This window comes from Bradyrhizobium mercantei, assembly GCF_001982635.1.
Classification (GTDB): domain Bacteria; phylum Pseudomonadota; class Alphaproteobacteria; order Rhizobiales; family Xanthobacteraceae; genus Bradyrhizobium; species Bradyrhizobium mercantei.
In genome coordinates this window covers 181946-202821 of record NZ_MKFI01000009.1, presented here as the reverse complement: position 1 = coordinate 202821, position 20876 = coordinate 181946, and the positions used below count along the sequence as shown (strand labels likewise).

General features: G+C 60.9%; 18 protein-coding genes and 1 pseudogene. 6 read left to right on the top strand and 13 right to left on the bottom strand.

The annotated features are described in order from the left end of the window. The first annotated feature begins 2 nt into the window (after nucleotides 1-2). The 3 genes from BI327_RS35785 (at nucleotide 3) to BI327_RS43835 (ending at nucleotide 3810) form a co-directional block, all read left to right on the top strand. Complete coding sequence (locus BI327_RS35785; RefSeq protein ID WP_174683072.1) at nucleotides 3-1232, top strand: CaiB/BaiF CoA transferase family protein; 1230 nt, start codon at nucleotides 3-5, stop codon at nucleotides 1230-1232. A 65-nt stretch (nucleotides 1233-1297) separates the two neighbouring features. Beyond that, on the top strand, nucleotides 1298-3709 hold the full coding sequence (locus BI327_RS35780; RefSeq protein WP_347337686.1) for a molybdopterin guanine dinucleotide-containing S/N-oxide reductase: 2412 nt from the start codon (nucleotides 1298-1300) through the stop codon (nucleotides 3707-3709). Continuing rightward, the gene (locus tag BI327_RS43835; protein WP_143271755.1) at nucleotides 3661-3810 is read left to right on the top strand and encodes a glycoside hydrolase family 3 N-terminal domain-containing protein; all 150 of its coding nucleotides are present in this window, start codon (nucleotides 3661-3663) and stop codon (nucleotides 3808-3810) included. Before BI327_RS35780 ends, BI327_RS43835 begins: the two co-directional genes overlap by 49 nt. Before the next feature lie 480 nt (nucleotides 3811-4290). Here the strand turns inward: BI327_RS43835 and BI327_RS35770 are convergent, their stop codons facing one another. From BI327_RS35770 to BI327_RS35760, 3 genes are read right to left on the bottom strand one after another with little or no spacing between them, the layout of a single operon-like run. After that, a complete protein-coding gene (locus BI327_RS35770) occupies nucleotides 4291-5355 on the bottom strand; it encodes a phosphotransferase family protein (protein WP_076866055.1) in 1065 nt (354 codons plus the stop codon). Further along, complete coding sequence (locus BI327_RS35765) at nucleotides 5352-6095, bottom strand: SDR family NAD(P)-dependent oxidoreductase (RefSeq protein WP_076866054.1); 744 nt, start codon at nucleotides 6093-6095, stop codon at nucleotides 5352-5354. The genes BI327_RS35770 and BI327_RS35765 overlap by 4 nt, the downstream gene beginning before the upstream one ends. Before the next feature lie 12 nt (nucleotides 6096-6107). After that, complete coding sequence (locus tag BI327_RS35760) at nucleotides 6108-7376, bottom strand: acyl-CoA dehydrogenase family protein (protein WP_076866053.1); 1269 nt, start codon at nucleotides 7374-7376, stop codon at nucleotides 6108-6110. 106 nt (nucleotides 7377-7482) lie between these two features. Between BI327_RS35760 and BI327_RS35755 the strand changes: the two genes are divergently transcribed. Further along, nucleotides 7483-8469, top strand: coding sequence for a LysR family transcriptional regulator (locus BI327_RS35755; RefSeq protein ID WP_076866052.1), 987 nt, complete (start codon nucleotides 7483-7485; stop codon nucleotides 8467-8469). A 319-nt stretch (nucleotides 8470-8788) separates the two neighbouring features. Here the strand turns inward: BI327_RS35755 and BI327_RS41210 are convergent, their stop codons facing one another. The 6 genes and pseudogenes from BI327_RS41210 to purU form a co-directional block, all read right to left on the bottom strand. Further along, the gene (locus BI327_RS41210) at nucleotides 8789-9601 is read right to left on the bottom strand and encodes an MFS transporter (RefSeq protein ID WP_245335036.1); all 813 of its coding nucleotides are present in this window, start codon (nucleotides 9599-9601) and stop codon (nucleotides 8789-8791) included. An 8-nt stretch (nucleotides 9602-9609) separates the two neighbouring features. After that, a pseudogene (locus tag BI327_RS43830) lies at nucleotides 9610-9912 on the bottom strand (MFS transporter); the annotation flags it as partial. Continuing rightward, nucleotides 9795-10265, bottom strand: a complete 471-nt coding sequence (locus BI327_RS43380) for a hypothetical protein (RefSeq protein ID WP_245335035.1) — start codon at nucleotides 10263-10265, stop codon at nucleotides 9795-9797. The gene BI327_RS43380 and the pseudogene BI327_RS43830, both read right to left, overlap by 118 nt. A 93-nt stretch (nucleotides 10266-10358) precedes the next feature. After that, a complete protein-coding gene (locus tag BI327_RS35745; RefSeq protein ID WP_076866051.1) occupies nucleotides 10359-11267 on the bottom strand; it encodes a bifunctional 5,10-methylenetetrahydrofolate dehydrogenase/5,10-methenyltetrahydrofolate cyclohydrolase in 909 nt (302 codons plus the stop codon). Nucleotides 11268-11275: 8 nt separating this feature from the next. Further along, a complete protein-coding gene (locus BI327_RS35740) occupies nucleotides 11276-12556 on the bottom strand; it encodes a glycine cleavage T C-terminal barrel domain-containing protein (protein WP_245335034.1) in 1281 nt (426 codons plus the stop codon). Nucleotides 12557-12571: 15 nt separating this feature from the next. Further along, nucleotides 12572-13444: a formyltetrahydrofolate deformylase gene (purU, locus tag BI327_RS35735; RefSeq protein WP_076866123.1), complete on the bottom strand. Its 873-nt coding sequence runs from the start codon at nucleotides 13442-13444 to the stop codon at nucleotides 12572-12574. A gap of 263 nt (nucleotides 13445-13707) precedes the next feature. Here purU and BI327_RS35730 point away from each other — a divergent pair, with 263 nt between their 5' ends. After that, the gene (locus BI327_RS35730) at nucleotides 13708-14697 is read left to right on the top strand and encodes a LysR family transcriptional regulator (RefSeq protein WP_245335033.1); all 990 of its coding nucleotides are present in this window, start codon (nucleotides 13708-13710) and stop codon (nucleotides 14695-14697) included. Between the two features lie 358 nt (nucleotides 14698-15055). Here the strand turns inward: BI327_RS35730 and acs are convergent, their stop codons facing one another. The 4 genes from acs to madL form a co-directional block, all read right to left on the bottom strand. After that, a complete protein-coding gene (gene acs / locus BI327_RS35725; RefSeq protein WP_076866048.1) occupies nucleotides 15056-17029 on the bottom strand; it encodes an acetate--CoA ligase in 1974 nt (657 codons plus the stop codon). A gap of 91 nt (nucleotides 17030-17120) precedes the next feature. Continuing rightward, nucleotides 17121-17837, bottom strand: coding sequence for a GntR family transcriptional regulator (locus BI327_RS35720; protein ID WP_076866047.1), 717 nt, complete (start codon nucleotides 17835-17837; stop codon nucleotides 17121-17123). Continuing rightward, nucleotides 17838-18602 carry a malonate transporter subunit MadM gene (madM, locus tag BI327_RS35715; protein WP_076866046.1) on the bottom strand — a complete coding sequence of 255 codons (765 nt, stop codon included), beginning with the start codon at nucleotides 18600-18602 and terminating at the stop codon, nucleotides 17838-17840. It abuts the gene before it with no gap. Then, nucleotides 18599-19039, bottom strand: a complete 441-nt coding sequence (madL, locus tag BI327_RS35710) for a malonate transporter subunit MadL (protein WP_076866045.1) — start codon at nucleotides 19037-19039, stop codon at nucleotides 18599-18601. The genes madM and madL overlap by 4 nt, the downstream gene beginning before the upstream one ends. 183 nt (nucleotides 19040-19222) lie before the next feature. Between madL and mdcA the strand changes: the two genes are divergently transcribed. Then, nucleotides 19223-20869: a malonate decarboxylase subunit alpha gene (mdcA, locus tag BI327_RS35705; RefSeq protein WP_076866044.1), complete on the top strand. Its 1647-nt coding sequence runs from the start codon at nucleotides 19223-19225 to the stop codon at nucleotides 20867-20869. Nucleotides 20870-20876: the final 7 nt, after the last annotated feature.

The window sequence follows — 20876 nt, the reverse complement described above, 5'->3', positions numbered from 1 at the left end:
GCATGATCGAGACGTCACAAATCACCTTCTCTTCCACCCAAGACAAGGGGCCGATGGACGGTATTACCGTCATCGACCTCACTCAGATCTACAACGGACCCTATGCTACATTTCTCGCGGCCATGGCCGGCGCGCGCGTGATCAAAGTCGAGCCGCCTGGCGGGGAGCATTTGCGCAAGCGTAGCGCACGTAGCGGTGCGGCCCTCCCATTTGCATTGCTCAATGCCAACAAGGAGGCGATCACATTAAACCTCAAGAGCCAGGAAGGACGGCGATTGCTGCTTCAGTTGGTCGACAGCGCTGACGTCCTCGTTGAAAACTTCGCTCCGGGAGTCATGGATCGCCTTGGACTGGACCAACGCACCATCAGGCAGCGCAATCCCCGAATAGTCTACGCGTCTGGCTCAGGCTACGGCCAGACCGGCCCGTACCGAAGCTATCCCGCCATGGACCTGACGGTGCAAGCCATGTCAGGCGTCATGAGCATCACCGGCCTCGCCGACGGTCCGCCGCTCAAAGCGGGGCCGGCGATATGCGATTTCTTCGGCGGCGTTCACCTTTACGGCGCCATTGCGACTGCCTTGTTGGGTCGTGAGCGAACCGGTATGGGCCGGTCCGTCGAAGTTTCCATGCTCGAAGCCGTTTACCATTCGCTGAGCTCAAGCTTGGGGATGCTTTATGAGGCTGGCGCCGAAGGTGCCATGCGGACGGGCAACCGTCACGGCGGCATGTCCCTCGCTCCCTACAATGTCTACGGCACGGCGGACGGACACATCGCGATAATCTGCAACAATGACGAGCATTGGCAGGCGCTTGTGGGCGTTATGGATCGGACTGACTTGCTCGAGGATCCGCGCTTTGTAACGATGCGCGCCCGAGTAGCAAACATAGACGTTTTGGACGCACTCATTGAGGATTGGTCGGCTCAACGCTCCAAGAGCCGGCTTTTTGAAGCATTGATCGCCGCTCGTGTGCCTTGTGCCCCGATCCGTACGCTCAATGAAATGACCAACGACCCGCATCTGCACGAGCGCGGCATGCTGCAAAGCTTTAAACATCCGGAGTTCGGAGACATCACTGCGGCACATAGCCCATTGCGGTTCTTAGACACGCCGATGGTACCATTGCGGGCCAGCCCCCGTCTCGGTGAGCATACCGATTCTGTGCTAGGTGGGCTCCTTGGTTACGACGGCGCGCAGATCCGAATATTCCGTGAGCAGGGAGCCGTTTGACAAGAGCATATTTGCGCGGTGCGCAAGGAATGCAGTCGTCCAATTTTGATCAACAAGAGCGACACGTGTCCAAGCCTAAGAAATCGGATTCTCTACGCACCTACACATCCATGCATTGGGGCATCTACGAGGTCACGAAGGACACGGACGGGCAGCCGCTCTTCCAGCCATGGCGCCACGATGGAAACCCTGCGACCATCGGCTTCCGCAAGGTCGATGATGACTTGAATCGAATGAGGGTTCGGCGCCCCGCCATCCGGAGAGGCTGGCTTAAAGATGGTCCCGGGGCGAACGATGGTATGCGCGGGAGTGATGATTTCGTTGAGGTCGGCTGGGATGTGGCACTCGACCTACTTGCTGCCGAATTGGATCGTGTCCGTGTTCGTTACGGCAACAATGCCATTTTCGGCGGCTCTTACGGCTGGGCAAGCGCTGGCCGTTTTCACCACGCGCAGAGCCAGATCCACCGGTTCCTCAACATCACCGGTGGCTATGTTAGTAGCCGCGACACTTACAGCCTCGGGGCCGGTCGCGTATTGATGCCAAATATCGTGGCGCCGATGGACGATCTCATGGCGTCGCATACATCTTGGGAGCTCCTTGCCGAGCACACAGAGCTCTTTGTGGCCTTCGGCGGGGTGCCAGCAAAAAATGCCCAAATATCGTCAGGTGGAGCGAGCGAACATCGAACCCGCCATGGCTTGCTCGGCATGGCTGACGCGGGCATCCGCTTCGTTAATGTTGGACCCGTTCGCGACAATCTAGATACAGGCAGTAAGTGGCGTTGGCTAAAGTTACGACCGAATACAGATACCGCCCTGATGCTTGCGCTCGCACACACGCTTTACGAAGAACACCTGTGGGATAAGGATTTCGTCGAGAGGTACTGCGTCGGATTCGAACAATTCGCAGACTATCTCCTCGGCAAGCTCGACGGAATACCGAAAACCGCGATATGGGCTGCGGAAATTACCGATGTTCCCGCAAACGATATATGTCAACTCGCTCGAGAGATGGCTCGTAGTCGTACGATGCTCAACGCCACGTGGTCGCTCCAACGAGCCGCGCACGGCGAGCAACCCTTTTGGATGCTGGTTGTACTGGCTGCAATGCTAGGGCAGATCGGCCTTCCCGGGGGCGGCTTTGGATTTTATGGCACAACGAACGCCCTTGGCAGCGCGCATCCTCTCTTGCCGGGTCCAACCTTTGGGCAGGGCCAGAATCCGGTCAGAGATTTCATTCCCGTTGCGCGCATAACGGATATGCTGCTCAACCCCGGGACGCCTTTCCAGTACAATGGCGGCAAATACATCTATCCGGACATTCGTTTGATCTACTGGGCCGGTGGAAACCCATTTCATCACCATCAAGATCTCCGTAGGCTACAAACAGCATGGCAGCGGCCGGACACGGTCGTCGTGCATGAGCAGTTCTGGAATGCGAATGCAAAGATGGCTGATATCGTACTGCCGGCGACGCTTTCGGTAGAACGTAACGACATCGGACATGCCAAGCGCGAGGGCGTGCTGATAGCCATGAAACAAGCGTTGCTTCCCTTTGCGGAAGCACGGGACGATTTCGTCATCCTGCGAGATTTGGCCGAACGCCTCGGACACAAGGCGGCCTTCGACGAAGGTCGCGACGAAATGCAATGGCTGGAATTCCTTTATGAAGAGTACCGAGCATCTCCCGCAGCGCCCTCGGTCCCGCCCTTCGCCGAATTCTGGAAGCGAGGTCTGCTGGACTTTCGGGCTGATCCGCAACCTGCCGTGCTGTTGTCAGAATTCAGGGCAGACCCTGATCGTAATCCCTTGCCAACACCGTCTGGTCGCATAGAAATATTCTCGGAAACGATCGCCGGCTTCGGTTTAGAGGACTGCCCAGGGCATCCGGTTTGGCTGGCGCCCTTCGAGTGGTTAGGCTCCGATCTCGCACGGCGTTGGCCATTGCACTTACTCTCGGATCAACCAAAAAGCCGCCTACATAGTCAACTTGATCATGGCTCGGTGAGCCGCTCAGATAAGCTCAATGGCCGCACACCGGTTTATCTGAATACGATCGACGCGAACCTCCGAAGTATTCGTAACGGTGACTTGGTGGAAATCCTAAATGACCGAGGCCGCACGCTCGCTTCAGCCAAGGTAACGAATGATATCATGAGCGGCGTGGCGCGGCTGGAGACCGGAGCGTGGTGCGATCCGGGTGCTGATGCTCATGGTCCGTTGGAAAAACACGGGAATCCGAACGTTGTAACGCTGGACCAGGGTGCATCTGGGCTTTCGCAAGGATGCGCGGCCCAAACCTGTCTTGTACAGGTTCGCCGCTATCGGGAGCAGCCCCCGTCGGTGACTGCATTCGAGATGCCTAGATTCGTTGATTGCCCAGAGATGAGACACTCAACCTCGCCTTTCGCGGCTCGATCGTCGGAATGCGGATCTTCGGGTCGGACCTCGACGCAATCCGCCGCTACTCGATGAAGCACATCGAGGTTCTGCAGGAGCACGGGATGGCAGCAAGCGCCAAGCATTGGCTTGGCGAGGGCCATGACGATCGCAACCAGCATCTGGTGATTGTGTGATCAATCCGCTTTCGATGGCGGAATGATACGGGAAATCAAATCGCAGATCATCGCCAATGGATGCAACGTGATCCTGTGGATGCGCGCGCCCGAGGAAGACGTGGCACGAAGCGCGATCTGCCGTGAGTCGACCGGCCGAACGCCCCACTGCGCGGTAGGCGGTTAAGGCGGCCCTTCGACCACGATCCGGCAGCCGCTCAACCAATCAATAAGGTCGTCGCGGACGCGGCCCTTTGGCACCGCCCCTGATCAAACAGACTTTCAGACTCCTGCAACCGCATGGGCGCGTGCTGGTGATAGCAGGAGGGATCAAAGTAGAAGGGATACGACGCCACGCTATCCTCAACGAATTCCTTCTCGGCGATAATAACCAATAAGCGGCAAGGTCGGCTAACGATTGGAGCGGACAAAGAAGACGGCGGAAGCAAGTCTTCAGAGATCGTTCCGCTTGTACCGGTTCGCGAGTTCAACATGTTTCAGCTATCTTCTCGGCACGCTGTTGTTGCGGCCAATGCGTGCTAAAGCTCGCTCGAAAAGAGCAACGGCAGTCTCGTGCAACAGCCGTCCGGTCTCGATCGGCGCCTTGCCATCGCACGCACGCGCGTAGGTACCCTCAAGGATTATTCCGAGCCGATAGCAAGCCAGCACGACGTACCATTCGATATGGGTCAAATCGCGCGAACTTAGACGGGCATAATGCTCAATCAGATCCTCGGCGCATGGGAACCCGTCCCAGGGCTCGACCTTCAGCACCGGCAGCTCAGGAACACCTTCGTCCCGCCAGGTCGCGATAATCCAGCCGAGGTCGACAAGGGGATCCCCGATGCTCGCAAGCTCCCAGTCCACGATCGCAGCAAGTTCCGGCGCATCGTGGCGAAACATGACATTGGCGAGCTGATAGTCGCCGTGCAGGATTCCCGGTGCAGACGCCGGAGGAAGATGATCGGCGAGCCAAGTCGCGACTTCCGCAACCCCGGGAATTACGGCCGGGCCCGGCCAGTTCTCATGCCGGGCATAGGCATCGAGCTGACGTCGCCAGCGTTCGACCTGACGGTCAAGATAGCCGTCCGGATTCCCGAAACCTTCAAGACCGAGTTTGCGAAAGTCCAGCCTGTGGAGCGCCGCAATCCCCTCGACAAGGGCGAAACCCATCCTGCGCCGCCACCTGGCATCCTCGTTATGGGGCGCGGGCAGGCCCGCGACTGGATTGAAGCCATCGACTGGCTCCATCAGGTAGAACGCTACGCCGAGCGGATCGGTCTCGCCGCAACTGGCGACCAGACGCGGATGGGGAACGTCGCTTTTGGCAATCGCGGCGAGCAGTCGCGCCTCTCGTCGCATGGTCTCGTTGCTGTCGGGTCGCAGCGCTGGCGGTGGTCGGCGCAGGACGTAATTCCGGCCCGATCGGGAGAAGCGGATTAATGCATTCTGCGTGCCGCCGCTCAATCGCGTGATACCGCTCATCGCGCCAGCGCCGAGACCATGAGCGTCCATCCAGCCCGCGAGCCGGTCGAAGTCGACAAGCTCGTTCGCCGCCGCGATCATAGAAGCATCCCGCCGTCGGCAAGGATGGTCTGCCCCGTGACGTAACGAGCCAAGGGAGAGGCGAGAAACAGCGCCACGCCCGCCATTTCCTCGGGCGTTCCGAAGCGTCCCATCGGGATGCGCGCCAGAGCGGCTTCGGAGCGTTTGGCATCGTCCGTCGTGATTGCAGTCAAACGCGTCGGAATGAATCCAGGCGCGATGCCGTTCACGCGGACGCCCTTGTCAGCAAGCGTCTGGGCGAGCGTACGCACAAGACCCACCGCCCCAGCCTTTGAGGCATTATAGGCAGGGTTTCCGCGCGTCGCATGAAAGGCCGCGGACGACGAGACGACGATCATAGATCCGCGCGATTCCGTCAGCATCGGCTCGAACTTGTTCGAGCATGCCATCAGGCTCGTCAAATTGATCCCGAGAACCTTCTGAAATGACGGCATCTCGTATTCCTGCCGCCGGTATAAGACGAAGCCCTGCGATTGGACGAGCACATCGAGCCGATCGAACGCAGGCTGATAGGCTTCGATCGCTCCGAAGTTGGAAACATCCATCTGTTGATAGTGAAGTCCTTCGAGATTCGAGTCGGCGACGTCGGAATAGGCTTTTGCGTCCGGTCTCGTGCCCCAGACGTGAACGGTCGCACCTTGAGCGCGGAAAGTCTGCGCGATTGCGTTGCCAATTCCGCCGCTTCCCCCAACGACGAGGACCGTCCGGCTTGAGAAATCGAGGTTGAACTGGGCGACCATGAGAAGCAACCGTCACTTCAGGCCGAACTGCGCGCGGGCAGTGGGCTCCCGCTTGAAGCGCAGATAGTCGGGAAACATCTGCTCCGTCGGCCGAAACGTCTTGAGGAGTTCGCGCGCGACCACGCCCTTGTGGACTTCGGTGGGACCGTCCGCGAGGCCGATCATGTAGCTGTTCATGATATGCCCGGAGAACGGGGCGTCCGTGGTCAGGCCAAGCGAGCCGTGAAGATGGAGCGCCATCGAGGCCACCTGATGCAGAACCTTCGGCATCGTCGCCTTCACCGCCGAAACGTTCTGACGAATGTCCTTCCAGCTCTTCCCCTGATCGGCGAGCCATGCCGTTTCCAGCACGAGCAGCCGAAACTGACGTAATTTGATCCAAGCGTCGGCGATGCGCTCCTGAACGCTCTGCTGTTTCCAGAGAACGTCACCCTTTGTGCGCCGAGACACCACGCGCTCGCAGGTGTATTCGAGGCATCGTGTCGCCTCGGCAAGCGCGCGCATCGCATGATGAAGCCGCCCTCCACCAAGGCGAGCTTGCGCCACCTCGAAGCCGGCGCCTCGCTCTCCAAGCAGATGGTCAGCCGGCACGCGCACATTGTTCCAGCGGACATGCGCATGCTCGGGCTCGGCTTGACCGAAATAGGTAAACTCGCGCACGATTTCTATGCCCGGCGTGTCGGCGGGTACAATGAACATGGACTGGCGGCGATACGGATCGGCCGCTCCCGCGTCGGTCTTCACCATTATGATGTAGAACGAAGCGAAGCGCGCGTTCGACGAGAACCATTTTTCGCCATTGATGACCCAATGATCGCCGTCGAGCTTTGCCGTGGCCTCTATCTGGAGAGGATCCGCACCACCCTGCGGCTCGGTCATGGCGAAGCAGGAGACGATCTCGTTGTTCAGGAGCGGCTTGAGATAGCGCCTCTTCTGCTCTGGCGTGCCGTACTGCGCTAGGATTTCGGAATTACCGGTGTCAGGGGCCTGCGCGCCAAAAACGATTGGGCCAAAGCGCGAGCGGCCGAACTGCTCGTTCATCAGTGCGAGCCTGAGTTGTCCGTAGCCCTTGCCGCCTAGATGCGGACCGAGATGGCAAGCCCAAAGGCCGCGCTCCTTCACTTCGGCCTGCAGCGGCCGAACCAGCTGCGTGAATCGCTCGTCGTGGATGTTCCACTGGCTACCCAGGACATAGTCCAATGGTTCGATGTTGCGGCGCACAAAGGCAGCAATCCAGTCGAGCTCCTTCTGGAACTCGGGCTCGGTATCAAACGACCACAAAGCACTTCCTCCGCTGGGATGGAGGAATATTGCAAGAAAGCTCCGGTCCTTACCAATACCGCATTGTTCGGCTATCAATAAAGGTTCCTTATGGAAGCACCTCCTGATGGATCTTGATGCCACTCCGTTTCGCGCCTTCCTGCAGGTAGCAAAGAGCCGGTCCTTTACGCGCGCCGCCCAGGAACTGCACGTCTCGCAGCCCGCGCTATCCGCTACGATCCGTGAGCTGGAACGCAGGCTCGGATTCGCGCTTTTCGAACGTACCAGCCGACGGGTGCAGTTGACCTGGGAAGGCCGCGCCTTCCTCGTCAATGCCCGGCGCGTCGTCATGGAGCATGATTGGGCGGCGCAGCGAGCCAAGGAGATTCTCAGCAACGACCTTCGCCTGGCGGTGCAGACCTATTCGGTGCTGATCAGCGATCGTGCCTTGCTGACGGACAGCTATGCCGCCGCAAATCCCGACGTCGACATTCAGATCATGCAGTATGGCAGCGAGCGCATCTACGACGTGGTGCGCGACCATGATGCCGACGTCGCCATCGTCATCGAGCCCTCCGATCGCCTCGAATTGTCGCCACTTAATCGCGCGTTGGGCTCCGAATTGGAAACGCTGCCGCTGGCTTCCCGACAGCTCGGCCTGTACGTCCCCGCAGGCCACCCTCTCGCGGATGTCGCCAGCATTTCGAGCGCCAACCTGAAAGGCGTGCGTATTGCTAAGATCGGTCGAGTTCATGGCGGCCCGCTGGCATCGGCCATCGGTCGCTATCTGGACGAAATCGAGGCCGAACCGGTCCGAATACCGGAAGGCGATGCCTTTTCGGTCGTCCGGCATGCCGAACACCACGCAATCGCGGCCATCGATCTGGGCTGGTTCGACGCCCGCGCCACCCTGCCGAATGTGCGCATGCTCCGCAAGAGCATAGACGGAGCAAGGCTTGAGACCGAAATGGTGGCGATCCGTCTGCGGCGGGAGCAACGGCCTGCTGCCGAGCGATTTTGGCGTTTCGCCATGCACGGTGCGTGGCGCAGCGGCGACGCGGCCGCCAGAGGCAAAGCGCAGTCGGACGAGACGGACTACCTTCGGCTGGCCTGAGCGTATCGAGGTTCGGCCGGAATACCGTCGAAGATCTGGGCGAATCACCTGCAGCTTAGCGTTACGACCAGCAATCCGCACGCCAGCTGTGGGCCTCGTCTGCCCGGCTCGCCCGAAATTGCAGGAAGTCTCGCGCATCCGCAACGCTGATACACCTGCAGTGACGTCCACATGACTTCATGTTTCGTCGGCAAGCCGCGATGGGCTAACAGTGAGACAGCGTGATGTCGGACTCCCGCAATCTGGGCGGATTCGTCTCGGATAATTTCCAACGGCTCACGCAGGGCTCATTGCGAGAGCGCCGCGCGATATTTTGCCCTCATTCAGCGCCATCGTGGCCGGCCGCATCTGCTCGGCCGGTCGTCGAACTGGATCGAAGCCGCGATCGAGGAAGACCGCGGGCTTCGATGATTGCCTGTCGATACCCGGTCAAGCGACGGAGCGCGAAGGCTCGTCCCGGATCGCGGCCTGATGTACGTCGACGATCGCTACCGCGACGAAGGTGATGGCGACGCAGGCGGCGATGACGGCGAAGAACATTGTTGCACCGTAGTTGAGCGCGAACGCGCCGACGTAGGCACTGACGATCGCCTCCCCGGCCGAAACCGGCGGCCGCCCCGACGCCGGTGGAACGGGCGCTCGTCGGATATACGTAGGCGGCCAGCGCGTAAAGCGAGCCTTGAGCGCCGAGCAGAAAAAAGCCTTCAATGCACAGAAGAAACATGATCAGCGGCTTGGTTTCGATCGAAACCGGCACCCAAGCCAAAACCGCCGCTCCCGCTGTCGCGGCGCCGGCGACTGTCAGGATTGGTGCCCGCGTGCCGAACCGGCCGATCGCCCAGCCGGTCACGATGCAACCGGCGACACCGCCAAAGTTGAACAATGCCAACGCGAAGCTCGCTGTCGGCACGTCGAACCCTTTGCCGGTCAGGAGCGTGGGAGCCCAAGCGTATAGAACGTACACGGGCAACAGACAAAAGAAGAATGCGACCCAGAGCGCCGTCGTCGTACGGCGAAGGGCGGCCACGAAAAGGGCGAGGAGCGAAGCTCCTTCCACTCCCGCGTCGCGTCTATCAACGAAGACGCTGGAGGCTGCGAGGGTCTCGTCGAGGATCCGCGCCGACTTCGCCACCTTTGCGCGTCCGCCCCCCGTGCCAGGAGATATTGCGGAGATTCCGGCAACGCTGTCGCGAGGATCACCGCAACGATCATCGGCAATACCCCACTGACCACAAACAACATCCGCCAACCGTAATCGGGCAGCAACTGAGCCGCGAGCACGTCGGCGATCATGCCTCCGATCGGAATGCAGACGATCCCCAATATCACCGAAAGACTGCGGTTACGCTTGGGCGTGAATTCCGCGATAAGTGCGGTCGCAGCCGGAAGCGCACCACCCAGCCCCAAGCCGGCGAGAAAGCGGTTGAGGCTGACCGCTTCCAGGCCATTAGCGAATGAGATGGCAAGCGTGGCCGCTCCGAACAGGAAACTGATGCGATCAGAGCAAACTTGCGTCCGAGCCAATCGCCAATGATGCCTCCGATCGGAGTACCGATCGTCATGCCCACGAAGCCTAGCGCGAGCGCGGGAGCGAAGTCGCCGCGAGCGACGCTCCATTCCTTGATCATGGACGGAATCGCGAAGCCGAGTATCTGGTTGTCCAGTCCATCCAGAATAATCGCGAGCGCGCACAGAAGCAGAACCTGCTTGCGCGCCGTGCTCCATACTCCCTCCTCCGCAAGAACTCCGATGTCGATAACTGGTTTGCGCAGTTCGTCCAGCACTTGTGTGGTCACGTCCTTCCTCCCCTTTGAAAGCTCGCTTCGATGGCTTTTGCTTGAAAATCCGTTGCGCGGATCTTCAAGAACTCTCGGCCGCCAAGCCGCGGTTCAGGCGGCGGTCGCCGGGTCGGCATCCGGCGCTTTGGATCTGGCTGCCTTCATTCTTGCGGCACTCAACGTGTTGGCGAGCAAACAGGCGATCGTCATCGGTCCGACGCCGCCCGGCACAGGCGTGATCGCGCCTGCGACTTTAACCGCCTCGTCGAACGCGACATCTCCGACGAGCTTCTCGGCGCCGGATCCCGATGTAATGCGCGTGATGCCGACATCGATGACCGTTGCGCCAGGCCTGATGAAGTGGCCGCGGATGAGACCGGGGACACCGGTCGCGACGACGAGAATGTCGGCCTCGCTGCACCGTCGTTCCAGGTCGGTCGTGCGAATGTGCGCGATCGACACCGTGCATAATTCCTGCAGCAGAAGCCGGGCCATCGGACGACCGACGACGTTCGACGCCCCCACCACGAGGGCTCCTAGCCCCGCGATGTCTTCATGCACCGACTTGATAAGGCGCATGACGCCGAGCGGCGTGCATGGCACCAACGCGCCTTCGATGCCCGCGGCGGTGCGTCCCACGTTCAACGGATTGAATCCGTCGACGTCCTTGTCGGGACGGATGGTCGTCACGACACGCGCGGTATCGATGTGCGGCGGCAGCGGAAACTGCACCAAGATGCCGCTCACGGTTGCGTCCCGGTTCAACGCCTCGATCAGTTCCAGAAGCCGTCGTTCCGTCGTGTCCGCATCCAGCAGGTATCGACGCGATCGCATGCCGGCGGCTTCGGTCTGTCGTACCTTGTTCGAAACGTAGACGTGGCTGGCGGGATCGTCGCCGAGCAGCACCACGGCCAGTTCCGGGACCGCCGCGCCAGCGCTGACCAGAGCGGCGACGCCCGCGGCGACTTCCTCGCGTACAGCGACAGCAAGTGTCTTTCCGTCGATGATGCGAGCGGTCATGAGCGGCTTTAGACCTTGGAAAGATCCGCGCGGCGATTGTCCTTCTTGTAGGGGGCGGGAGCCACCTTCGCTCGGATGTGCTTCTGCCGTCGACTGGGCTCGCCCCAGACCACAGCCACCTCCGTGCCAATCTCGGAATGCTCGACGTCGATCGTGCAGAGCGAGAGCATCTCGCGAAAGAAGTAGCTGTAGCCCCGCGAAGTGGTCACGCCAACGTCCTTGCCGCCGACCAGCACGCGGTCGGCGTACATGAAGCCACGCTGATCGCGCGGCATTTCCATATACTGGTACGGCTCTTGCTCCTTCTGGAAAAGCGAAGCGTGCACATCGGCGACGTCCTCACCGTTCCAGACCAGCGTCCGGATCAGACGTCGCGGGCTGGCAAGTTCCTTTTCGAGTGCTTCGCGCCCGATGAATTCATGGTCGAACTTGATGTTCTTGCCCCAGCCGAGTTCGACCGGACTTCGGTACCAGTCCCGGATGTCGTCGGACTGGAAGCTGCCGGCGATGTTGAACGTGGCGGCGAATCCTGGCATCGCGGCTCGGAACTCGTCCTGATACTCTTTCATGTCGTCGTGGAAGATCGCCGGCATGTAGTCGGTGACGATCGTGGGGAAGCAAGCTTCCAGATGATTGATGAAGATGGCGCGGCCGCCGATGCGCCGTAGGCCGAACTCCCGGCCGGCGGAGACGATCGCGTCGTAGACCGCAGCGGCCTCTGTCATGGGGCCTTGCAGCTCGAAGCCGATTTCGCCCGACATGCCTTGACGTAGCGCGAGCATCTTGCATCCGGCGATCTCGATTTCGCCGGAGTGCATGAACTTCACGTCCCGCAACGACTGCTTCGAGACCTTCTCGAGGACCGCTAGCGACCTCGGTCCTTGGACCTGGAAATTGAACCAGTCATCGGCCGCGGCAGTAACGTCGTAGTTGCCGTGGCGGCGGACGTAATCCACCCAGAACGTACCGCGTCCGAATAGCATGAATTCATCTTCGGACAGTCGCGTGAGAATACCCTCCGCGATGACCTTGCCCTGCTTGGTTGTGTGGACGACGTGCTTCGACTGCCGGATGTCAAACTTCTGGAAGCTGTTGACGGAGGTATCTGAGAACAGCTTCAAGGTGTCGGGCCCCTTGAAGCGACGCTCCCACAGGAATGACCAGTCACCGATCGCGCAAGTCTCCTTCCAGGACATGCTCTCGTCGATCCAGTCCGTGTACTCGGGAAGGCCCCAGCGCGAGGTGAAATAGCCTTCCGGCGTTTTTCGCATTTCCTTGGGTGTTGGCATTTTTTCTCCGATGGTTCAGTCGGCGAAGACGATGGTTCGCTCGCCGTTGATGATCACGCGATCTTCGAGAAACAAATGAACCGCGCGGGATAGGACCCGGCGCTCGATGTCGCGCCCCTTTCGGACAAGATCTTCCGGTGTGTCGCGATGGCTCACACGTTCGACGTCCTGTTCGATGATCGGTCCCTCGTCTAAATCGCTGGTCGCGAAGTGTGCGGTTGCCCCGATGAGTTTCACCCCGCGCGCATGCGCCTGGTGATAGGGTTTGGCACCTTTGAAACCCGGCAGGAAGCTGTGGTGGATGTTGATGCAGCGACCCTGCAGATGCCGCATGAGATCGTCCGACAGAATCTGCATGTATCGCGCGAGTACCACCAGATCGGCCTTCGTCTCGTCGAGGAGCGCCTTGATCTGAGCCTCCTGCTGCGCCTTCGTTTCCTTCGTGACCGGCAGGTGATGGAATGGAATGTCGCCGATTAGGCTGACCGCGAGCGCGGAGCGCGGATGGTTGGAGACGATGCCGACGACGTCCATCTGGAGCTCGCCGAGCCGATTGCGGTACAGGAGGTCGCCAAGACAATGATCGAATTTGGAGACGAACAGCAGCACGCGTTTGCGCTCGGCCTCGGACCGCAACTTCCACTCCATTCCGAACTTTTGGCCAATTCCCTCGAGATCGGCCCGCGCCCCCTTCGCTCCGTCTTTCGGCAGGGTGACGCCTACCCTCATGAAGAAGCGCTCGCTGATGAGCTCGTCGACCTGCTCGGCCTCGATGATGTTGCCGCCATTATCGAACAGACAGCGCGATACGTCGGCGACAATTCCGGGGACGTCGCGGCACCACAGAGTTAGGATGTACTTATTGGTTATGACACCTCCAGCGTGCATGATCAGGCACATCCTATCCTCGTAGCCACAGGCGTTCTGGTCCGGCGGCACCGAAGTGAGCGGATCGATAAACAATGAGCAGATCGACCGGAGAAATAATCGGCGCCGAGGCTTCGACATGCCGAATGGTTACGTCTCTGATTTCGCTCCCAAAGTCCGCATTTGCAGGACGTTGTCCGTCAACATTGCTTAGAAATCAGACATTGAAAATCCGGTATTATACAATACAAGCTATCAGCATTATGGATATCAGACGCCTCGACTTGAACCTTCTCTTGCTGCTGGACGGACTGTCGCGCGCGCAGAACCTGTCCACGGTTTCCCGTCAGTTGGGAATGAGCCAACCGATGGCGAGCGCCGGCCTGCGCAAGCTACGGGACTTTTTCGGCGATCCGCTCTTCTTGTCCACCGGGCGCGGAATGCGGCCGACGCCGTTTGCGGAATCGATCGCGGAGGCCGTGCGGACGGTGCTCTCGACGGTTGATCAGCAGATCCTCCGTAAACCGTGCTTCGTGCCGGAGGCGAGCGACCGCACCTTCACGGTCACGACTTCAGACATCGGCGTTCTGATCTTCATCCCGCCTATTCTGCAACGTATCCGCGCGATGGCTCCCGGAGCGTACCTTCGATGCGTGCCGACGTCTCACGAACATCTAGAGGATGCTCTCGATAGGGGCGAGATCGATCTCGCGATCGGCTATTTTCCGGATCTCGTCGGCCCGAACGTCGTCACCGAAGCGCTGTTCGATCACCCCTTCACTTGCATCGTCCGAAAGGACCATCCGACCATCGGCAACACGCTGTCGCTCGAGCAGTTTCTCGCGGCGGACCACATCGTCGTGAACCAACAGGGACGGAGCCAGGAGATTTTCGAACGACGTATCCGTGAGCTCAAGCTTCAGCGCCGGGTTGTGCTGCACCTGCCGCACTTCATGAGCGTTCCGCAATTGATCGCTACGAGCGATATGATCGCCACCGTTCCGTTTTCGCTCGGCGCCTGGTACGCCGATGCGGGTCTGAAGCTCTTACCGCCTCCGGTCTCGATTCCTCTTATCGAACTGAAGCAGCACTGGCATCGCCGAATGGACAACGAACCCGCGGTTCGCTGGCTTCAGTCGATCGTCGCCGAAGAATTGCGCGATCGCGATCCCGCGCTGGCGATGTCGGCCGATTATGCCAAGTCCCGGGCCAAGGCCGCTTCTCCAGTCGACGCAGCACGGACGGCGCCGAAAGGGGGCCCCCGACGCAGGTGATGCGGAAGTAAGCCGGCTGTGGCGCGACAATCAGCTGCGCATCGAGCATACCTGAGCTCGGGACGAAGCCTGAAAACCGGCGACCTTCCTGGAACTCAGACTGGGCGCCAGCTCATTCGTGCAATACGCGAACTCGATAGTAGGCCTCGAACGCAACAGTCGGGAGCGCAAAATCGTCGAAGTTCGTAGATTGCCGCGCGTCAACTGCGGGCGCGGCGTTGCTCAAGAACGCGCATGTTCTGTGGCGATCACGGCCACCGTAACGCCGACCGTCTGATCTAGCGATGATCGCCGACATCACCTCCCCTATTGACGTTTGCCGCCCTCTCGAGGGCATACGGGAAGAAGCGTTCCGAGCTTAGCGCGAGCGCTTGTTCTGCCGGTTCTGCACGAGGTCGTCGACCACGGCGGGATCAGCCAGGGTCGAGGTGTCGCCGAGGCTTGACGGCTCGTCCTCGGCGATCTTGCGCAGGATGCGGCGCATGATCTTGCCGGAGCGGGTCTTCGGCAGGCCGGGCGCGAACTGAATCAGATCCGGCGAGGCGATCGGGCCGATGTCCTTGCGGACCCAGGCGACGAGCTCCTTGCGCAGGGCCTCGGTCGGCTCGGTGCCCTTCATCAGCGTGACATAGGCGTAGATGCCCTGGCCCTTGATGTCGTGCGGATAGCCGACGACGGCGGCTTCCGACACAGCCTCGTGCGCGACCAGCGAGCTCTCGACCTCGGCGGTGCCCATGCGGTGGCCCGAGACGTTGATGACGTCGTCGACGCGGCCGGTGATCCAGTAATAGCCGTCGGCATCGCGCCGGCAGCCGTCGCCGGTGAAGTACTTGTTCTTGTAGGTCGAGAAATAGGTCTGCTCGAAGCGGGCGTGGTCGCCATAGACCGTGCGCATCTGGCCCGGCCACGACTTGGCAATGCAGAGGTTGCCCTCGGTCGCGCCGTCCAGCGTCTTGCCCTCGGCATCGACAATTTCAGGTACTACGCCGAAGAACGGCCGCGTCGCCGACCCCGGCTTCAGCCTGGTGGCGCCGGGCAGCGGCGTGATCAAAATGCCGCCGGTCTCGGTCTGCCACCAGGTGTCGACGATCGGGCAGCGGTCATCGCCGACCACGCGGTGATACCACTCCCAGGCCTCCGGATTGATCGGCTCGCCGACCGAGCCGAGCAGGCGCAGGGACTTGCGCGAGGTCTTCTTCACCGGCTCGTCGCCGCCCTGCATCAGCGCGCGGATCGCGGTCGGTGCGGTGTAGAAGATGTTGACCTTGTGCTTGTCGACCACATTCCAGAACCGGGAATTGTCCGGGTAGTTCGGCACACCCTCGAACATCAGCGTGGTCGCGCCGTTGGCGAGCGGCCCGTAGAGAATGTAGCTGTGGCCGGTGACCCAGCCGACGTCGGCGGTGCACCAGTAGATGTCGCCGTCGTGATAGTCGAACACATATTGATGCGTCATCGACGCGAACACCAGATAGCCGGCGGAGGTGTGCAGCACGCCCTTCGGCGTGCCGGTCGAACCCGAGGTGTAGAGGATGAACAGCGGGTCCTCGGCATGCATGTGCTCGGCCGGGCATTCCGTCGTCACGACAGCTGCGGCGTCGTGATACCAGAGGTCGCGGGTCGAGTTCATCTCGATCTTGCCGCCGGTGCGCTTCACCACCACGACCCAGTCGACGCCACCGACTTTTTCGATCGCGGCGTCGACATTGGCCTTCAGCGGCACCTTCTTGCCGCCGCGCAGGCCTTCATCGGCGGTGATGACCACCTTGGAATCGCAGTCCTTGATGCGCTGGGCGAGGCTGTCCGGCGAGAAGCCGCCGAACACCACCGAGTGGATCGCGCCGATCCGCGCGCAGGCCAGCATGGCGTAGGCCGCTTCCGGGATCATCGGCAGATAGATCGTGACGCGGTCGCCCTTCTTGACGTTCCGCGTGCGCAGGATGTTGGCCATCCTGCAGACTTCGTCGTGCAGCTGGCGGTAGGTGATGTGCTTGGACTCGGAGGGATCGTCGCCCTCCCAGATGATCGCGGTCTGGTCGCCGCGCTTGTCGAGATGGCGGTCGATGCAGTTCCAGGCGACGTTCAGCACGCCGTCCTCGAACCATTTGATCGAGATGTTGCCCGGCGCAAACGAGACGTTCTCGACCTTGATGAAGGGCTTGATCCAGTCGATCCGCTTGCCGTGCTCGGCCCAGAAGCCGTTGGGATCCTTGACCGAGTGCGCATACATCTCGCGATATTTGGCGTCGTTGACATAGGCGCGCTTGGCCCACTCGGCCGACACGTCATAGATCACCTCAGAGGAATGCGCCTTTTGATTGCCTTCATTCATGACAGCTCCCTAGGATTGCATTTGTAAGCGAAGAACGTTTGCCGGCTCCGTCTGTTTGGTCTTCATCAACAGCGGTTCACAACCGCAATTGTCAGGTGTTGTAGGGTTCACGCCCATCGACGGGTTTGAGGCGATCATCGATGTAGCGCCGAAGCGCGGCGGCGGCGTTCAACATGTGCGCACGCATCCTGCGCGAAGCCGTATCGCCATCGCCTTCAGCGATCGCATGCATGATGGCTTCATGTTCGTCGCGGGATTTGCGAATGCGATCACCCTGTCGCAATTGCGTGCGGCGGAAGGCGCTGAGCCGCGATCGGACGTCCTGGGCCTGCTCGGCCATGAACGAGTTGTGCGTCGCGCGGTAGATGCATTCGTGGAATTGTCGGTTGAATGCATCGTAGGCATCGACGTCGTTCGCCTCGACCATCGCCTGCGAGGATTCATGGAGTTCGATCAGCTGGCTGCGCTCGAGCGGCGTCATGCGATAAGTCGCGAGCCTGACGCACATGGCTTCCACCTCTGCGCTCGTCTCGAACATGTCCATGATGCGCTCAGGTGTCATCCGTGCCACGACAACCCCGCGACGCCCCCGCACCTCCACCAACCCGCTGACGGCGAGTTGCCGGAGAGCCTCCCGCACCGGAGTTCGGGAAGCTCCGAAGCGATCGGCGAGCTGTTGCTCTTCCAAGGCCGAACCGGCGACGAGCGTACCGGACGCAATCTCGTCCGTGAGCGCATTTCGGATGCGGTCAGATAGGAGGCCGCCATCTTCTTCTGCTTCAGCTGCGACTTTGAACAGGCCTGCCATTCAGCTTCCTATGATTGCGCGCACCGTGAAGTAAAGGATGGACGGCGCGACCAGGCATCCCAACCCGGTATGAAAAGTCGCGGTCAATGCACCGTAAGGCACCAGACGTCGATCCGTTGCCGCAAGGCCTCCGGAAACGCCGCTGACCGTGCCCATCAAGCCGCCGAACACCATTGCGCTGCGCGGATTGTTCAGGCCGATCATCTTCGCGACGAACGGCGTGCCGATCATCACGATCACCGCCTTGAATACACCGGTCGCGATCGAGAGCGCAATAACCGGCGAGGATGCGCCGATCGCAGCGCCGGTGACCGGTCCCACAATATAGGTGACCGCGCCGGCGCCGATCGTCGTCAATGATTCGGCGTCAGTGTAGCCAAACGCCGCGGCAACGAGAACGCCGAGAATAAACGGAACCACTGTTCCCAATCCGAGCGCGACCGCCCCGATCAATCCGGCCTTGCGCGCATGCACGACGTCGACCTCGAAGGCGGTCGCGACGATGGCAAAGTCCCGCAGCATCGCGCCTCCCATCAGCCCGATTCCGGCCAGCGCCGGCAGATCGGCGACGCCCTTCTCGCCACCGGTGGAGAGGCCCCCAAGAAAGGCCAGCGCGAGACCCAACATGATCGCGATCGCCGAGCCGTGAATGCGCCCAAAGGTGAGGTATTTCGAGATCGCTCCCGAGATCCACATCAGGATTCCGACGACCGCGAACGCGGTGATCAGCGAGTTCGCAACGAGAACGTGAGATATCATGCTCATCCGATCCTCCCGGACTTGAAGTGAGGCACCGGCGCGGCGAGCGCTTCAGCTTCCCGCGCCTCGATCTCGTCCATCGTCTCGACACGGCCGCTGAGCCGACCGATCAGGGCCACCATCGCGAAGCACACCACGACAGCACCAACGCCCGCGATGATGACGATCGGACCGCCCTTCGCGGCTGCGACGACGTTTTGTTGCGCGGCCATGGCGACCACGATCGGAATGTAGAAGCTGCCCCAGAACTCGACACCGGTCTTCAGACCGTGACTGAGCAGCTTGCGCCGCACCAGCCAGAGCCGGGCCGCGATCAAGAAAATCATCGCAATGCCGACGCCGCCGACATTGGCCTTCACGCCGAGGGCTGCGCCGAGCAGGTCCCCCAGGAAGCCTCCCAACAGCGTGCAGATCGCGAGCAGCGCCACGCCTGAAATGGTCACGGGCGCCTCCCCACCGTGAGCAGGGCTTCGGGGCGTCTCGTATGCATTCGCATCATAAATTTCCTCCTTTGTATGCGAACATTCGCAGCTTATGGCTTTTCGTATACACTAATTGACAACAGAAGGCAATACGCATACATTAAGCCTCACCAAGAGCCCGTCTCGCATGCCAAGGAGCCTGAAATGAGCGATTGGGGTATGCAAAAGGCCGCGCTGGGCCAGCGCCTGGCGGCCGGTCAACAACATGCCAAGGGCAAGGTCGTCCCGATCCCGAGCCTGCCCGCGTTTCTGAAGGCGGTGATCAGGTCAGGCGACCGCGTGTGCCTCGAAGGTGACAATCAGAAGCAGGCCGATATCCTCGCCTCTGCTCTCGCGAACCTTGATCCCCATGATGTCCACGACCTGCACATGGTGCAGTCAGGTGTGGTGCTGCCGGCGCATCTCGATATGTTCGACAAGGGCATCGCGCGGCGGCTCGACTTCTCCTATTCAGGCCCGCAGTCGGCGCGCATCGCGCGGATGCTGTTCGGGGGAAAGATCGAACTCGGCGCCGTCCATACCTATCTTGAGCTGTTCGCCCGCTACTTCATCGATCTCACGCCGAACGTGGCCTTGATCGCGGCGGTCAGCGCCGACAAGGACGGCAACCTCTATACCGGGCCGAACACCGAGGACACACCGACGGTCGTCGAGGCGACGAGCTACAAGAACGGCCTCGTCGTCGCCCAGGTCACCGAGATCGTCGACAAGGTGCCGCGCGTCGATATCCCCGGCGACCTCGTGCATTTCGTGGTGGAAGCCGGCCGGCCGTTCTATGTCGAGCCGCTCTTCACACGTGATCCGGCGGCAATCACCGAAACCCAGATCTTGACAGCAATGCTCGCCATCAAGGGCATCTACGCGCCCTATGGCGTACGCCGGCTCAATCATGGCATCGGTTTCAACACCGCCGCGATCGAACTCTTGCTGCCGACCTATGGTGAGAAGCTCGGCCTCAAAGGCAAGGTTTGCACACACTTCGCGCTCAATCCGCACCCCACGATGATTCCGGCGATCGAAGCCGGATGGGTCGACCAGATCCATTGTTTCGGATCGGAAGTTGGCATGGAGGACTACGTCGCCGCGCGCTCGGATGTGTTCTTCACGGGGCCTGACGGCTCGCTGCGATCAAATCGCGCCTTCTGCCAGACGGCGGGCCTCTATGCCTGCGACATGTTCATCGGATCGACGCTTCAGATCGACCTCGAAGGACACAGCTCGACGGTGACGACGAGCCGCATCGCAGGCTTCGGCGGCGCGCCTAACATGGGATCCGATCCGCGCGGCCGCCGCCACCCCAGTGAACCCTGGCTCAAGGCCGGTGCGGAGGCAGCGCCCGATGCCGACGCGGCGCTGCGCCGCGGCCGCAAGCTGGTGGTGCAGATCGGCGAGACCTTTGGCGAGCGCAATGCCCCCCTCTTCGTCGAACGGCTCGATGCGCTCGAACTGGCGCGCAAAGTCGACCTCGATCTGGCGCCGGTGATGGTCTACTCGGACGACGTCACCCACATCGTCACCGAGGAAGGGATCGCCAACCTCCTGTTGTGTCGGAACAAGGACGAGCGCGAGCAGGCGATCCGCGGTGTTGCCGGCTACACCGACATCGGCCGCGCCCGCGATTCCAAACTGGTCGAAAAGCTGCGCGCGCGCGGCGTCATCCGGCGGCCCGAAGATCTCGGCATCGATCCACTCGATGCCGATCGCCGCTTGCTGGCGGCGCGCTCAATCAAGGATCTCATGCTGGCTTCCGGCGGCCTCTATCGTCCGCCCAGCCGCTTCCGCAACTGGTGAGGAGTTT

Coding starts and splice junctions, on each gene's coding strand:
- BI327_RS35785 (WP_174683072.1), top strand. CDS start 3: ATGATCGAGACGTCACAAATCACCTTCTCTTCCACCCAAGACAAGGGG.
- BI327_RS43835 (WP_143271755.1), top strand. CDS start 3,661: ATGCGGATCTTCGGGTCGGACCTCGACGCAATCCGCCGCTACTCGATG.
- BI327_RS35770 (WP_076866055.1), bottom strand. CDS start 5,355: ATGATCGCGGCGGCGAACGAGCTTGTCGACTTCGACCGGCTCGCGGGC.
- BI327_RS35765 (WP_076866054.1), bottom strand. CDS start 6,095: ATGGTCGCCCAGTTCAACCTCGATTTCTCAAGCCGGACGGTCCTCGTC.
- BI327_RS35755 (WP_076866052.1), top strand. CDS start 7,483: ATGGATCTTGATGCCACTCCGTTTCGCGCCTTCCTGCAGGTAGCAAAG.
- BI327_RS35745 (WP_076866051.1), bottom strand. CDS start 11,267: ATGACCGCTCGCATCATCGACGGAAAGACACTTGCTGTCGCTGTACGC.
- BI327_RS35740 (WP_245335034.1), bottom strand. CDS start 12,556: ATGCCAACACCCAAGGAAATGCGAAAAACGCCGGAAGGCTATTTCACC.
- purU (WP_076866123.1), bottom strand. CDS start 13,444: ATGCACGCTGGAGGTGTCATAACCAATAAGTACATCCTAACTCTGTGG.
- acs (WP_076866048.1), bottom strand. CDS start 17,029: ATGAATGAAGGCAATCAAAAGGCGCATTCCTCTGAGGTGATCTATGAC.
- BI327_RS35720 (WP_076866047.1), bottom strand. CDS start 17,837: ATGGCAGGCCTGTTCAAAGTCGCAGCTGAAGCAGAAGAAGATGGCGGC.
- madM (WP_076866046.1), bottom strand. CDS start 18,602: ATGAGCATGATATCTCACGTTCTCGTTGCGAACTCGCTGATCACCGCG.
- mdcA (WP_076866044.1), top strand. CDS start 19,223: ATGAGCGATTGGGGTATGCAAAAGGCCGCGCTGGGCCAGCGCCTGGCG.